The organism is Streptomyces sp. NPDC018031 (genome assembly GCF_044327625.1).
Lineage (GTDB): Bacteria > Actinomycetota > Actinomycetes > Streptomycetales > Streptomycetaceae > Streptomyces.
Map to the genome: position 1 here is coordinate 1 of NZ_JBIRFT010000020.1, position 15,131 is coordinate 15,131.

Below are 15,131 nucleotides of genomic sequence, written 5' to 3' on the forward strand. Positions count from 1 at the left end.
GCGGTGCTGACGGCGATGGCGCGGCAGTCGCTGGACGAGGAGGCCGAGGCGGTGTTCGTGCCGGCCCTGCGGGCCCGGCATGCCGAGGTGGCCACTTTCGCCGGGTTCCTGGGACAGGCACAGCTCGCCGGGGCCGGGGTCGACTGGACCGCGTTCTACGCCGGTACCGGCGCCCGCCGGGTCGACCTGCCCACCTACGCCTTCCAGCGCGAACGCTACTGGCTCGCCCCCGCGGCGGACGCCGGTGACCTCAGCGCGGCCGGACTGGGCCAGGTCGAACACCCGCTGCTGGCCGGAGCCGTGCACATCGGCGACCGGGACGAGTGGGTCTTCACCGGCCGGCTGTCCACCGACACCCAGCCGTGGACGCGTGACCACGTCGTCCTGGGCGTGACCATCGTGCCGGGCACCGCGCTCGTCGAACTGGCGCTGGCCGCCGGCCGGCGCGCCGGCACGCCGGCCCTGGACGAACTGGTGCTGGCCGCGCCGCTGCTGCTGGACGAGGGCGTCGCCCTCCAGGTCCAGGTCACCGTCGGACAGGCCGACGACGACGGCCGCCGCGAGGTGGCGGTGTACACCCGGCCCGAAGCCGGCGGGGACGACGACCGCCCGGAGACCACCTGCCATGCGCGCGGCGTGCTCGCGCCGGAGGCCGAGCCCGCCGTCGACTGGCCGGCCGTGTGGCCGCCGGAGGGCGGGGAGCCGGCGTCGGTGGACGCGCTCTACGCGGGCATGGCCGACCTCGGCTACGACTACGGGCCGACGTTCCAGGGCGTACGCGCCGCCTGGAGCGTCGGGGGCGAGGTCTACGCCGAGGTGGCGCTGCCGGACGACACCGGTGGCGAGGGATTCGGGATCCACCCGGCCCTGTTCGACGCCGCCATGCACGGCGGACTGCTCAAGCAGGGCGAGGACGTCTCCGCGATCCTGCCGTTCTCCTGGTCCGGGGTGCAGCTCGGCACACCGGGGCTGTCCCGGGTGCGGGCCCGGATCGCCCCGGCGGGCGACCTCGCGTTCCGCATCGAGATCGTCAGCGAGCACGGCGAGCCGGTGCTGACCATGAACCGCCTGGCGATGCGTCCGGTGGAGCAGACGCAGCTGGAGAACGCGCAGCGCACCAAGCAGAGCCCGCTGTACCGGGTGGACTGGGCCCCGGTGCAGGCCGGCGCCGCCAGGCCGGTACGGCTGGCGGTCCTCGGTGAACTGGACGCGTCCGGCGAGCGGTTCGCCGACCTCGCCGCCCTGCGGCAGGCGCTCGCCGACGGCGCGGAGGCGCCCGACGCGGTGCTCGCCCGGATCGACACCCCGGCCGAGGCCGCCGACGCGGCCGAGAGCGCGCGGGCGGTCGGCGGACGGACGCTGGAACTGCTGCAGCACTGGCTGGCCGACGACGTGTTCGCCGACACCCAGCTGGTGCTCGTCACCCGGCACGCCGTCGCGGTGGGCGGGGAGGCGCCGGACGTGGCGCAGGCCCCGGTGTGGGGTCTGGTGCGCAGTGCGCAGTCCGAGCACCCGGGCCGGTTCCTGCTCGTCGACCTCGACGGCGGCGAGCCGGAGTGGGGCGCGATCCTCGACCTCGACGAGCCGCAACTGGCCGTCCGCCAGGGCGTGCTGTCGGCGCCGCGGCTCGGGCGTGCGGATGCGGCGTCCGATGCGGCGCGGCCGGTGGATCCGGACGGCACGGTGCTGATCACCGGTGGTACCGGTGGTCTGGGCGCGCTGTTCGCCCGGCACCTGGTCGAGCGGCACGGTGCCCGGAACCTGCTGCTGGTCAGCCGGCGCGGCCCGGCCGCGGACGGTGTCGAGCAGCTGGTCGCCGAGCTGGACACGCTCGGCGCCCGGACCCGGGTCGAGGCGTGCGACGTCTCCGACCGGGAGCAGCTGGCGCGGCTGATCAAGTCGCTGGAGCAGCCGCTGACCGCCGTCGTGCACGCCGCGGGCGTGCTCGACGACGGGGTGATCGAAGCGCTCACCCCGGAGCAGCTGGAGCGGGTGATGCGCCCCAAGGTCGACGCGGCGTGGCACCTGCACGAGCTGACCGCGGACACCGAACTGTCGGCGTTCGTGCTGTTCTCCTCGATGGCCGCCCTCATCGGCAGCCCGGGCCAGGGGAACTACGCGGCCGCCAACGCCTCGCTGGACGCCCTCGCCCAGGCCCGGCGCGCGGCCGGGCTGCCGGCCGGCTCGCTGGCCTGGGGCCTGTGGGCGGACGTCTCCGGCATGGCCGGCGAGCTGGACGAGACCGATCTCGCCCGTATGGAGCGGACCGGTATCAGCGCCCTCTCCGCCGAGCTCGGTCTGGACATGTTCGACCGGGCGCTCGGGCAGGACACGGCCCTGCTGGTGCCGGTCCGGCTGGACTCCGCCGCGCTGCGCAACCAGGCGCGGGCGGGTGCGCTCCCGGCGCTGCTGCGCGGGCTGGTGCGGGTCCCGGCGCGCCGGGCCGACTCGGGCGGTTCGCTGGCCCAGCGGCTCGCGGGGGTCGCGGAAGCCGACCGCGAGCAGATCGTGCTCGAGGTGGTGCGGACCCAGGTCGCGGCCGTGCTCGGGCACGCCTCGGCCACCGCGGTCGACCCCGAACGGGCCTTCAAGGAGCTCGGGTTCGACTCGCTGAGCGCCGTCGAGCTGCGGAACGGCCTGACCCAGGTCACCGGGGTCCGGCTGCCCGCCACCCTGGTGTTCGACTACCCCACGCCGGCCGCGATCGCGCAGTACCTGGTCACGGCCGTCACACCGGCGTCCGGGCCGGCGAAACGCCGCTCGGAGGAGGACGACATACGCGCCATGCTGGCGTCGATCCCGGTCGCCCGCCTGCGCCAGGCGGGGTTGCTCGACACCCTGCGCGAGCTGGCCGGCGGCGACCCGCTGGAGAGCGCACCGGCCGAGGGGGCACCGGCGTCGATCGACGACATGGACGCCGCGGCTCTCCTCCGGATGGCTCAGGGGGACATGGCGTGATGTGCCCTCGTGACCGCGATCGTTCAGCCGGCCCGGCCTCCGGGGCCTCGCCGGATCACCTTCTTCCTCCCACAGTTGGAGGTCGGCCGTGCTGATTCGCCTCGCCGACCTCACGATCAGGCGGCCCAAGCGGGTCCTGCTGATCACGCTGCTGGTGGTGATCGGCGCCGGAATTCTGGCGGCCGGACTGACGTCGCGGCTCACGATGGGTGGCTACGAGAGCTCCGAGACGGAATCCGCCCGAGCGGCCGAAGTGCTTGAGGACCACTTCGGCCAGGGGGCGCCCAACCTGGTGATCCTGGTGGCGGATTCCCGCGGGGTGGACCACGCGGACGTCGCTTCGGCCGGCGCCTCGCTGACCGACCGGGTCAGCCGGGAAAAGGGCGTCAGCAATGTCGTCTCCTACTGGACGAGCAAGTCCCCGGCAATGCGCGGTACGTCGGGGGACGAAGCGCTGGTGCTCGGCCGTATCGACGGTGATTTCGACACGGTTCAGGACCGTTCCGAGGAACTCAAAAAGGAATATTCAGGGACGGTTCACGGCCTCGAGGTCAAACTCGGCGGCAGTGGACTGATGTGGCAGGAGAACCTGTCCACGGCGGCCGAGGACGCGCTGAAGGCGGAAGCCGTCGTCGTACCGGTGGTCCTCCTCCTGCTGGTCATCATCTTCAGGAGCGTCCCGGCCGCGCTGGTACCGCTGGCGGTGGCGATCGCCACGACGGTCGTCGTGATGGGAATACTTTTCGTCATTTCCCTCTTCCTGGAGACCTCGGATCTGGTCACCAATGTCACGACATTCCTCGGCCTGGGCCTTGCCGTCGACTACTGCCTGCTCTTCATCACGCGCTACCGGGAAGAGCTGGCCGGCGGCTCCGCCATCCCCGAGGCGATTCGCACCACCATGCAGACGGTCGGCCGCACGGTCATCTTTTCCGCCACCACGCTGGCCGTCGCGCTCGGCTCCATGCTGGCGCTGCCGTTCACCATCTTCCATTCGGCGGCGATCGGCGCCATTTCCACGGGACTGGTGTCCGCGGCCGCCACGCTGGTGATCGCGCCCGCCCTGCTGGTCTGGATGGGGCCGCGGATCGACTCGCTCCGGCTCGGCCGCGGGCGGGCGGCCCAGCCGCCCGCCGGCGGCGGCTTCTGGCGCCGGCTCGCCCTGTTCGTGATGCGCCGCCCGGTGCCCATCCTGCTGGCGGTGGTCGCGTTCCTGCTGCTGCTGGCCTCTCCGGCGCGGGACATGAAGCTGCGGCTGCCCGACGAGCAGGTGCTGCCTGCCTCGGCGCAGTCGGCCCAGGTCGCCAAGGCGGTCGGGAAGGGGTTCGACAACCGGGAGCTGGACGTCCTCCAGGTGGTGGCGGAGGACACCGGCGGCGACCCCGCCGGCCGCAGGGCCGAGATCGACGCTTACGCGGCGCGGCTGTCGAAAATCGAGAACGTCGCCAGAGTGGACGCCCTGACCGGAAGTTACAGCGCAGGCCGGAAAACGGCGCCGCCGAATGCCGGTGCGCAGCGGTTCGCGGTCAAGGACGCCACATATCTCTCGTTGGTTCCCAAGGTCGACGCCTATGGCGAGAGCGGTGAGCGGTTGGTGCGCGCGGTGCGCGGAACCGAGGCGCCGTTCCCGGTCCGGGTCGGTGGCACGCCGGCCGTTTCGGTGGACACCTTCGACCTGCTCGGCGACCGGTTGCCAATTGCCTTGATAATCCTGGCGATCGGGAGCTTCGTGCTACTGTTCCTCTTGACTGGAAGCGTCCTGTTGCCCATAAAGGCGATTCTGATGAGTGCGCTGAGTCTGTCGGCCACCTTCGGCGCTCTGGTGTACATCTTCCAGGAGGGGAACCTCACGTGGCTGGTCGGTGATTTCGTCGTCACCGGCGCCATCACCTGGCTCGTGCCCATCATCGTGATCGCCATCGCGTTCGCGCTTTCGCTCGACTACGCGGTCTTCATCCTGTCGCGTATCATGGAGGAATACCGTCGAACTCATAAGAATGAGGAGGCGGTTGCAGTAGGACTGGAACGTACCGGCCGAGTCGTGACCTATGCGGCGCTGGTACTGTCCCTGGTATTCATCGCACTCGTACCGTCAAGCATCAGCTATATGAAGGCCATCGGCATTGGCCTGCCCTTGGCGGTACTGCTCGACGCAACCCTGGTCCGCGGTCTGCTCGTACCCGCCTTCATGCGGCTGCTGGGCAAGGCGAATTGGTGGGCCCCTGGCCCCTTGCGGCGGATTCACGCGCGATTCGGGATCAATGAATCGCATGAGGTCAAGCACAACGTGGTCGCCCCGGGGCGCCCCGAAAAAGAGGTGAACGAGACATGACGATCGATCAGAACGAGTTCGTCGAGGCGCTCCGAAAGTCGCTGAAGGAAACCGACCGGCTGCGGCAGGAGAACCGCCGCCTCCTGGCCCAGTCGAGTGAGCCGCTGGCCATCGTCGGCATGAGCTGCCGCTACCCGGGCGGGGTGACCTCCCCGGAGGAGCTGTGGGAGCTGGTCGAGTCCGGCCGGGACGCCATCTCCGAGCTGCCGACCGACCGCGGCTGGGACGTGGAGCGGCTGTTCGACCCGGACCCGGAGCAGCCCGGCAAGGTGTACACCCGCGGCGGTGGCTTCGTCGACGAGGTGGCCGACTTCGACGCCGAGTTCTTCGGCGTGAGCCCCCGCGAGGCGCTCGCCATGGACCCGCAGCAGCGACTGATGCTGCCCGCGGCGTGGGAGGCCCTGGAGAACGCCGGCATCGACCCCACGTCCCTGCGCGGCAGTGACACCGGCGTCTTCTGCGGCGTGGTCAGCTCGGACTACGGCAGCGGCACCTCGCTGCCCGAGCTGGAGGGCTACCAGCTGACCGGCAAGGCCACCAGCGTGGTGGCCGGCCGGGTCTCCTACACCCTGGGCCTGGAGGGCCCGGCGGTGTCGGTCGACACCGCGTGCTCCTCCTCGCTGGTGGCGCTGCACCTGGCGTCGCAGGCGCTGCGGTCCGGCGAGTGCTCGCTGGCCCTGGTCGGCGGGGTCACCGTGCTCGCCGGCCCGTTCGTGTTCCTGGAGTTCAGCCGCCAGCGCGGTCTGTCGCCCGACGGGCGCTGCAAGGCGTACGCGGCCGGCGCCGACGGCACCGGGTTCTCCGACGGCGTCGGCATGATCGTCGTGGAGCGGCTCTCGGACGCCCGGCGCAAGGGGCACAAGGTGCTCGCCGTGGTGCGTGGTTCGGCGGTGAACCAGGACGGTGCGAGCAACGGTCTGACCGCGCCGAACGGCCCCTCGCAGGAGCGGGTGATCCGGGCCGCGCTGGCCAACGCCGGCCTGAACCCGGCCGACGTGGACGCGGTCGAGGGCCACGGCACCGGCACCACGCTGGGCGACCCGATCGAGGCACGCGCCCTGCTGGCGACCTACGGCCAGGACCGGGCGGGCGACCCGCTGTGGCTGGGATCGATCAAGTCGAACATCGGGCACGCCTCGGCCGCCGCCGGTGTGGCCGGTGTCATCAAGATGGTGATGGCGATGCGGCACCGGACGCTGCCGCGCACGCTGCACGTCGACGAGCCGTCCCCGCACATCGACTGGCAGGACGGCTCGGTGGAGCTGCTGACCGAGGCGCGGGAGTGGACCGCCTCGGAGCAGCCGCGCCGCGCGGGCGTGTCGTCGTTCGGTGTGAGCGGTACCAACGCGCACGTCATCCTGGAGGAGGCGCCGGCCGAGGACCAGGCGCCGGCCGAGACGCCTGCGGAGCGCGCCCCCGGCGCGGTGCCGGTGGTCGTCTCCGCCCGCGGCGCGGCCGCGCTGCGCGCCCAGGCCGAGCGGCTGCTCGCCCACCTCGTGGCGCGTCCCGAGGTCACCCTGGAGGACGTCGCGTTCTCCGCCCTGACGACGCGGGCGCAGCTGGAGAACCGCGCGGTCGTGGTGGCGTCCGGCCGGAACGAGCTGCTGGCCGGCCTGGAGGCGCTGGCCGCGGGGGAGACCCCCGCGGGTGTCGTCGAGGGACGCCCGGCCGGCGACAAGACCGCGGTGCTGTTCACCGGCCAGGGCTCGCAGCGCGCCCGGATGGGCGCCGAACTGGCCGCCGCCCACCCGCGGTTCGCCGAGGCGCTGGACGCGGTCTGCGCGGAGCTCGACCCGCTGGTGGGCCGGTCGGTGCGGGAGCTGCTGTCGGCCGAGGAGGACTCGGCGGACGCGGCCCTGCTGGACTCCACCGAGTTCACCCAGGTGACCCTGTTCGCCGTCGAGGTGGCGCTGTACCGCCTGGCCGAATCGCTCGGCATCCGCCCGGACTTCCTGATCGGGCACTCGGTCGGCGAGATCGTCGCCGCGCACGTCGCGGGCGTGCTGTCGCTGGCCGACGCCTGCGCCCTGGTGGTGGCGCGCGGCCGGCTGATGGGCGCGCTGCCCGCCGGCGGCGCGATGGTGGCCGTCCGCGCCGAGGAGACCGAGATCACCGCCTCGCTGGCCGGGTACGAGGGCCGGCTGGAGATCGCCGCGGTCAACGGGCCGCGCGCCGTGGTCGTCTCCGGCGACGCGGACGCGATCGAGGAGTGGCTGCCGCAGTGGCAGGACCGCAAGACCACCCGGCTGCGGGTCTCGCACGCCTTCCACTCGCCGCGCATGGAGCCGATGCTGGCGGAGTTCCGGCAGGTGGCCGAGGGGCTGCGGTTCGCCGAGCCGCAGATCCCGATCGTCTCCAACGTCAGCGGCAAGCTGGTGTCCTCGGAGGTCTGCGACCCCGACTACTGGGTGGCGCACGTGCGCCAGGCGGTGCGGTTCGCCGACGGCGTGCAGACCCTGCACGGCCTGGGCGTCCGCCGCTTCCTGGAGCTGGGACCGGACGCCGTGCTGACCGCCATGACCCGCCAGTGCCTGGAGGGCCTCGACGAGCACGAGGCGGTGGTGGTGCCGGCGCTGCGGGCCCGCCACGCCGAGACGGAGTCCTTCGCCGGATTCCTGGGGCAGGCGCACCTCGCCGGGGTCGGCGTCGACTGGACCGCGTTCTTCGCCGGTACCGGCGCCCGGCGGGTGGACCTGCCGACCTACGCCTTCCAGAACGTGCGCTACTGGCACGCGGGCAGCGGTGCCGGTGACGCCGCCGCGGCCGGGCTCGGCCCGGTCGAGCACCCGATCCTGGTCGGCGCGGTCCAGGTGGGGGACCGGGACGAGTGGCTGTTCACCGGCCGCCTGTCCACCGACACCCAGCCGTGGGCCCGGGACCACGTGGTCCTCGGCGCGACCATCATCCCCGGCACGGCCTTCGTCGAACTGGCCCTCACCGCCGGCCGGCAGGTCGGCAGCCCGGTGCTGGACGAGCTGGTGCTCGAGGCGCCGATGTTCCTGGACGAGGGCGTGACCCGCCGGGTCCAGGTCGCCGTCGGGGCGCCCGGTACCGACGGCCGCCGCGAGGTCACCATCTTCTCGCGCCCGGAGACCGACGCCGAGGACGAGTCGCACCAGGTGACCTGCCACGGTCGCGGCTGGCTGGCGGAGGACAGCGAGCCGGTGGAGCCCGCCGAGGGCCTGTGGCCGCCGGCCGAGGCCGAGCCGGTCGCGGTCGACGGGTTCTACGACATGCTGTCCGAGATCGGCTTCGACTACGGCCCGACCTTCCGCAACGTGCGCGCCGTGTGGCGCGCGGACGAGGACATCTTCGCCGAGGTGTCGCTGCCGGACGACGCCTCCGTCGCCGGATTCGGGATCCACCCCGCCCTGTTCGACGCCACGCTGCACGGCGGGATGCTCGACACCCGGCCCGGCGAGTCGGTCGGCCTGCCCTTCGCCTGGTCGGGCATCCGCCTCGCGCGGACCGGCGCGACCAGCCTGCGGGTGCGGATCAGCCCCGAGGGCGAGTCCGCGGTGCGCCTCCACATCTCCGGTGAGGCCGGCGAGCCCGTGGTGAGCGTGGACAAGCTCGCCGTCCGCCCGGTGGAGCCGGCGCAGCTCGGACGGGCCCAGGAGAACGCCCAGCGCTCGCTGTTCCAGCTCGACTGGACCACGGTGTCGGCCACCGCGGAGCGCGAGGTGCGCCTGGCGGTCCTCGGCGCCCCGGTGGCGTCGGGCGAGCGGTTCGGCAGCCTCAACGAGCTGGAGGAGGCGGTCGCCGACGGTGCGCTGTTCCCGGAGGTCGTCATCGCCTCGGTGGACACCCCGTCCGGTGACCCGGCCGAGGGTGCGCGGAAGGCCGCCGCGGCGGCGCTGGACCTGGTCCAGCGGTGGCTGGTCAGCGAGTGGCTGGTCGACGCCCGCCTGGTCGTGGTGACCCGGAACGCGGTGGCGGTCGGCGAGGAGAAGGCCGACCTCGCCCAGGCCGCGGTGTGGGGTCTGGTGCACAGCGCCCAGTCCGAGCACCACGGACAGTTCGTGCTGGTGGACATCGACGGCGGCGAGGAGCCGGACTGGGCCTCGGTGCTCGAGACCGGCGAGCCGCAGCTGGCGGTGCGTGAGGGCCGGCTGCTCGCCCCCCGCCTGGGTCGCGTCACCCCGCTGCCCAGCGGTCCGTGGCGGCTCACCGCCCGGCGCAAGGGCTCGCTGGAGGACCTGGAGATCGTCGCGTCGGACGGCGACCGTCCGCTCGGCGCCGACGAGGTCCGGATCGCGGTGCGCGCCTCGGGCCTGAACTTCCGTGACGTGCTGATCGCGCTGGGGATGTACCCCGGCGAGGCCGCGATGGGCACCGAGGCCTCCGGCGTGGTGCTCGAAGTCGGCCCCGAGGTCACCGACCTGGCGCCGGGCGACCGGGTCTTCGGCCTGGTGGGCGACTCGTTCGGCCCCGTCGCGGTGGTCGAGCGGAACATGATCGCCCCGATGCCGGCCGCCTGGTCGTTCGCCGAGGCCGCCTCGGTGCCGGTGGTGTACCTCACCGCGTACTACGGGCTGGTCGACCTCGCCGGGCTGCAGCCCGGGGAGCGGGTGCTGGTGCACGCCGCCGCCGGTGGTGTCGGCATGGCCGCCGTCCAGCTGGCCCACCACCTCGGCGCGGAGGTCTTCGCGACCGCGAGCGCGCCGAAGTGGCACGCCGTGCAGGGGCTGGGAGTCGCCGAGGAGCGGCTGTCGTCCTCGCGTGACCTGGAGTTCCGGGAGAAGTTCCTGGCGGCGACCGACGGCGCCGGCGTGGACGTGGTGCTGAACTCGCTCGCCGGTGACTACGTCGACCAGTCCCTGGCGCTGCTGCCGCGCGGTGGCCGGTTCCTCGAGATCGGCAAGACCGACATCCGCGACGCCGAGGTCGTGGAGGGCGAGCACGACGGCGTGCGCTACCGGGCCTTCGACCTCATGGAGTCGGGGTCGGAGCGGATCCAGCAGATGCTGCGCGACCTCACCGCGCTGTTCGAGCAGGGCGCGCTCAAGCTCTCCCCGGTGCGGTCGTGGGACGTCCGGCAGAGCCGCGACGCGTTCCGCTTCCTCCGCGAGGGCCGCAACATCGGCAAGGTGGTGCTGACCATCCCGGCCGCGCCGGAACTGGACGGCACCGTCCTGATCACCGGTGGCACCGGCGGTCTGGGCGCGCTGCTCGCCCGTCACCTGGTCGAGCGGCACGGCGCGAGCCGGCTGCTGCTGGTGAGCCGCCGCGGCCCGGAGGCCGAGGGCGCGGCCGAACTGGTCACCGACCTGGAGGCGCTCGGCGCCGAGGTGCGGGTCGCCGCCTGCGACGTGTCCGACAAGGAGCAGCTGGCACGGCTGCTGGGCTCGCTGGAGCAGCCGCTGACCGCGGTCGTCCACGCGGCCGGTCTGCTGGACGACGGCGTGATCGAGTCGATGACCCCGGTCCAGCTGGCCCGGGTGATGGGCCCGAAGGTCGACGCGGCGTGGCACCTGCACGAGCTGACCGCGGACATGGAGCTGTCGGCGTTCGTGCTCTTCTCCTCGGTCGCGTCGCTGATCGGCAGCCCGGGGCAGGCCAACTACGCGGCCGCCAACGCCGCACTCGACGCCCTCGCGGCGCGCCGCCACGCCGAGGGACTGCCGGCCAGCTCGCTGGCGTGGGGCCTGTGGTCCAGTGCCGCCGGCATGGCCAGCCAGCTGGACGAGGCGGACTTCGCGCGGCTGGAGCGGATGGGCGTCCGCTCGCTCGACGCCGCGCTGGGCCTGGACCTGTTCGACCAGGCGCTCGCCCTGGACCTGGCGCTGCTGGCGCCGGTGCGGCTCGACCTCGCCGCGCTGCGCGGCCAGGCGGCGTCCGGGATGCTGCCCCCGCTGCTGCGCGGCCTGGTGCGCGCGCCCTCGCGCACCGTGGAGACGGGTGAGTCGCTGGCTCAGCGGCTGGCCGGGGTGGCCGAGGAGGACCGGGAGCAGACGGTGCTGGACCTGGTCCGCACGCACGTCGCCGCGGTGCTGGGGCACGACTCGCCGGAGGCGATCGACCCGGAGCGGGAGCTCGCGGACTACGGCTTCGACTCGCTGAGCGCGGTCGAACTCAGCAACCAGCTGACCCGGTCCACCGGGCTGCCGATCGAGTCCTCCCTCGTGTTCGACCACCCCTCGTCGGGTGCGATCACCACGCACCTGCTCGGGCTGGTGGAGCTGGACGCGGTCGTGGCCGCGCCGGCGTCGGAGGAGGACGAGATCCGCGCCATGCTGGCCTCGATCCCGATCAGTGAGCTGCGCGAGGCGGGGATGCTCGACGCGCTGCGCGAGCTGGCGAAGGGCGGCGCACAGCAGTAGCCCGGGTGACGAACGCACCTTCCTCCCTGACCTGACCGGTGCTCGGCCGGTCCACGAAAGGCAAGGACAGATATGGATACTTCCAACACGCCGCCACAGAACGTCATACCCTCCAGCGCACTGCCGGGCCCGCGGGCGCCGATGATCTACCAGGGCATCAAGATCTTCCAGCAGCCGACGGGGTACACCCGGGACCTGCGGGAGCGGTACGGCACCCGCTTCCGGCTGAAGATCATGCCCCCGTACAACCTGTACGTGCTCTCGGACCCCGACGACGTCAAGGCGATGTTCCTCGCCCCCCGCGACGTGCTGCACACCGGCCGGGGGAGCGCCGCGCTGGAGAAGTTCACCGGCCAGACCGGTCTGGCGTGGCTGGACGAGGAAGAGCACCTGGCCCGGCGCAAGACGATCATGCCGAGCGTGCGGGGCGGGGCCTTCAAGCGGATCGAGGACTCGGTCGCCGAGATGGCCGAGCGGATCGTGGCCACCTGGCCGCGGGGCGAGCTGGTCTCCCTCTACCCGCACGTCCACCGGTTCACCATCCAGGTGATCCGCGAGGTGGTCTTCGGCAAGCACGTGCCGTCCGTGTGGGACGAGCTGTTCGAGGTCATCTGGCAGATGCTGGGCCTCAACCGCCGCCTGGCGTCGATGATCGAGACGCACAACATGAAGCCCCTCTCGGTGAAGATGCTGAGGGCGATCAAGCCGCTGGGCCTGGACACCTTCTTCAAGCAGCGGGACCGGGCGGACGCGCTGCTCGCCCAGGCCGTCCGGGAGCGCCTGGACTCCGGGGAGTCCGGCGACGACATGCTCTCGGTGCTCCTCAACATCACGCACGAGGACGGCTCGCCGGTGAGCGGGGTCGAACTGCGTGACGAGATGATGACGATGTTCCTCGCGGGCACCGAGACGACCACCGCCGGCATCTGCTGGGCGCTGGAGTACCTGAGCCGGGAACCGGCCATCCTCCAGCGGGTGCTGGACGAGATGGAGGAGGGCACCGACGACGCGTACCTCACGGCCGTGTGCCACGAGGTGCTGCGGGTGCGCCCGCCGACACCGCAGATCATCCCCCGGGAGGTCGTGAAGCCGATCGTGATCGGCGGCGTGCGGTACGTGCCGGGCGACTGGCTGTGGGCCAGCGGCTACCTCATCCACCACGACCCGGCCCTCTACCCGGACCCGGACGTCTTCCGTCCCGAGCGCTTCCTGAACGTCAAGCCCGGTGCCTACACCTGGATCCCGTTCGGTGGCGGCCACACCCGGTGCCTCGGCGACCGGATCGCGATCCTCGAGATGAAGGCCGTGCTCCGCCAGGTGCTCACCACCTGCGAGCTGCGCCGGTCCGACCCGAGGCCGGAGGCCGCCAAGAGCCGCACCGTCACCATCACGACCAAGCACGGTACGCGCCTGGAGCTCCGGCCCAAGGCGGGCGCCGTCGCCGAGAAGGCCGCGAGCTAGCACCGCACCACGCGACATCGGTACCAGGAGGGGGGAGGTCGGCCATGAGGCTGCCGGACACGGCGCACACCGCCACGCCATGGCGGATCCACGAGTTCACGAGCGACTTCACGCTCGAGGACGTGTGGGCGCTGCCGACGCCCGGTGGCCCGGACGACCTCCCCCGCCTGGTCCGGCAGTTCACCTCCGACGACGACGCGGAGCTCTCCGAGCTCGTCATCAGCACCCTGTTCGCGATCCGGTGGAAGCTCGGCGCACTGCTCGGCCTGGACAAGCCGGGGAACGGACTGGGAGAACGGGTGACCTCGCTGCGCGAACGGTTGCCGGACGACCTGCGGGACGGGCCCCGCGGCCCCGACCTGCAGGTGGTTCCCTTCCACTCCGTCTACCAGACCGACACCGAGTGGACCGCCGAGCTCGCCAACCGGACCGTGCACGCGTTGATGCACATCGGCTGGGTCCCGGACGGGGCCGGCCGGTACCGCGGTCAGATGGCGGCGCTGGTGAAACCCAACGGAGCGCTCGGTGAGGCCTACATGGCCGGGATCAAACCCATCCGGCGCACCCTGGTGTACCCGTCCCTGATCCGGTCGATCGGCCGGAACTGGCCGCGTTACACCTGAGTGGTACCCCGGGACGGCGGCGATCAATCATGCGCCGGCCCGCCCCGAAGAATTCGAAAGCTTGACGAAAAGAAAGGTCCACGCACCATGACCGCCACGCCGGGTTGGAATTTCGACAAGTTCGCCGAAGGAATCCGAGGCCTCGGCATCAGCGGCCCGCCGGTGTCCGGCGTCATTCCGGGCGCGATGCACGGCACGGACGAGCTGATGACCAACTTCGCCTCCGTGAACTTCCTGGACCTCCAGCGCCGGGACGACGTCATGCAGGTCCTGCTGGACGCCACCCGCCAGTACGGCCTCGGCAGCGGCGGCTCCCGCATCGTGCAGGGCGTCACCCCGCCGCACCTCGACATGGAGGAGACGGTGGCCGCCTACCTCCAGAAGGAGGCGGCGATCAGCTTCGGCACCGGCACCCTCGCCAACATCGGCTTCATCAACGCGCTGTCCGCCACCCAGTCCTTCATGTCGGGCCTGGCCATGGTGAACCGGGACACCGTCTTCGTGTACGACCGGGACGCCCACTGGTCGCTGTGGAAGGCCGCCGAGGGCCTGAAGTTCGGCGAGCGGCTGTTCTCCTTCAAGCACAACTGCGTGGAGAGCCTGGAGAAGGTCCTCAAGGAGCTCCAGGGCAAGCGGGTCGTCGTGGTCTTCGAGTCGGTGTACTCGATCGACGGCTCCGTCGCGCCGATGCACACGATGGTCGACCTGTGCGAGCGCTACGGCGCCCTGTCGTACGTGGACGACGCCAACGGCTTCCTGGTCTACGGCGCGCCGCACCGGAAGTTCGCCGAGGAGTACGCCGGCATGCTCCGGGCCACCTTCATCATGGTCTCCATGAAGAAGGCCGTCGGCCTCGAGGGCGGTCTGATCGCCGGGCCGCGGGACGCCATCCAGTCCTTCGAGATGCTCTCCGGCACCGGGTCGTTCACCGCCGGGATGTCCGCGCCCGCCGCGGCCGGCGCCGCGTACATCACCCGCCTCCTCACCGAGAGGGAGCCGGAGATCGTCGACGACTACCTGGTGAAGGTGGCCGCGTTCCGCGAGCGGCTGCTCGAGGCGGAGCTGCCGGTCACCGACACCGAGACCTGCTTCTCCTCGATCGTGGTCGGCGACGAGCGCAAGTGCGTGGAGCTCTACGGCGCGTACCTGGAGCACGGCATCCGGGTTCCTCCGTACCTGTACCCGGCCGCCCGCAAGGGCCAGGCGGTGCTCCGCATCATCGTCAACGCGTCCCACACCGAGGAGCAGGTCGACGCCTTCATGGACGTGTCGAAGAAGCTGAAGGACCAGAACTACTTCTCGTAACCCGAATCAGCAGGTGGCGCGGCGACATGCCGGTCGAGTGACCCGAGGGTGGCCGTCATGACGGGGAAGACACCCGTTCGTTGGTTTCGCGAAACACATATCGAAGCTTGTGCTTCCCCGGCTGGGAGA

The 15,131-nt window shown here is 71.9% G+C and carries 6 protein-coding genes; all 6 read left to right on the forward strand.

What is annotated here, in order from left to right; translation table 11 throughout:
• The coding region (locus ACH4B3_RS29785) for a type I polyketide synthase (RefSeq protein ID WP_398468056.1) at positions 1–2,958 on the forward strand (2,958 nt) is incomplete at its 5' end.
• Positions 2,959–3,046: 88 nt separating this feature from the next.
• Positions 3,047–5,290 (forward strand): MMPL family transporter, encoded by a 2,244-nt coding sequence (locus tag ACH4B3_RS29790; RefSeq protein ID WP_398468058.1) that lies wholly within the window; start codon positions 3,047–3,049, stop codon positions 5,288–5,290.
• Positions 5,287–11,613, forward strand: a complete 6,327-nt coding sequence (locus tag ACH4B3_RS29795) for an SDR family NAD(P)-dependent oxidoreductase (protein WP_398468060.1) — start codon at positions 5,287–5,289, stop codon at positions 11,611–11,613. Before ACH4B3_RS29790 ends, ACH4B3_RS29795 begins: the two co-directional genes overlap by 4 nt.
• Before the next feature lie 72 nt (positions 11,614–11,685).
• Positions 11,686–13,074, forward strand: a complete 1,389-nt coding sequence (locus ACH4B3_RS29800) for a cytochrome P450 (RefSeq protein ID WP_398468062.1) — start codon at positions 11,686–11,688, stop codon at positions 13,072–13,074.
• A 44-nt stretch (positions 13,075–13,118) separates the two neighbouring features.
• On the forward strand, positions 13,119–13,697 hold the full coding sequence (locus ACH4B3_RS29805; protein ID WP_398468064.1) for a DUF2867 domain-containing protein: 579 nt from the start codon (positions 13,119–13,121) through the stop codon (positions 13,695–13,697).
• 87 nt (positions 13,698–13,784) lie between these two features.
• A complete protein-coding gene (locus tag ACH4B3_RS29810; RefSeq protein WP_398468066.1) occupies positions 13,785–15,002 on the forward strand; it encodes an aminotransferase class I/II-fold pyridoxal phosphate-dependent enzyme in 1,218 nt (405 codons plus the stop codon).
• The last annotated feature ends 129 nt before the right edge of the window (positions 15,003–15,131 follow it).

What these genes read in the sequence shown, in the direction of transcription:
- ACH4B3_RS29795 (WP_398468060.1), top strand. Translation starts at nt 5,287, where the DNA reads ATGACGATCGATCAGAACGAGTTCGTCGAGGCGCTCCGAAAGTCGCTG.
- ACH4B3_RS29800 (WP_398468062.1), top strand. Translation starts at nt 11,686, where the DNA reads ATGGATACTTCCAACACGCCGCCACAGAACGTCATACCCTCCAGCGCA.
- ACH4B3_RS29805 (WP_398468064.1), top strand. Translation starts at nt 13,119, where the DNA reads ATGAGGCTGCCGGACACGGCGCACACCGCCACGCCATGGCGGATCCAC.
- ACH4B3_RS29810 (WP_398468066.1), top strand. Translation starts at nt 13,785, where the DNA reads ATGACCGCCACGCCGGGTTGGAATTTCGACAAGTTCGCCGAAGGAATC.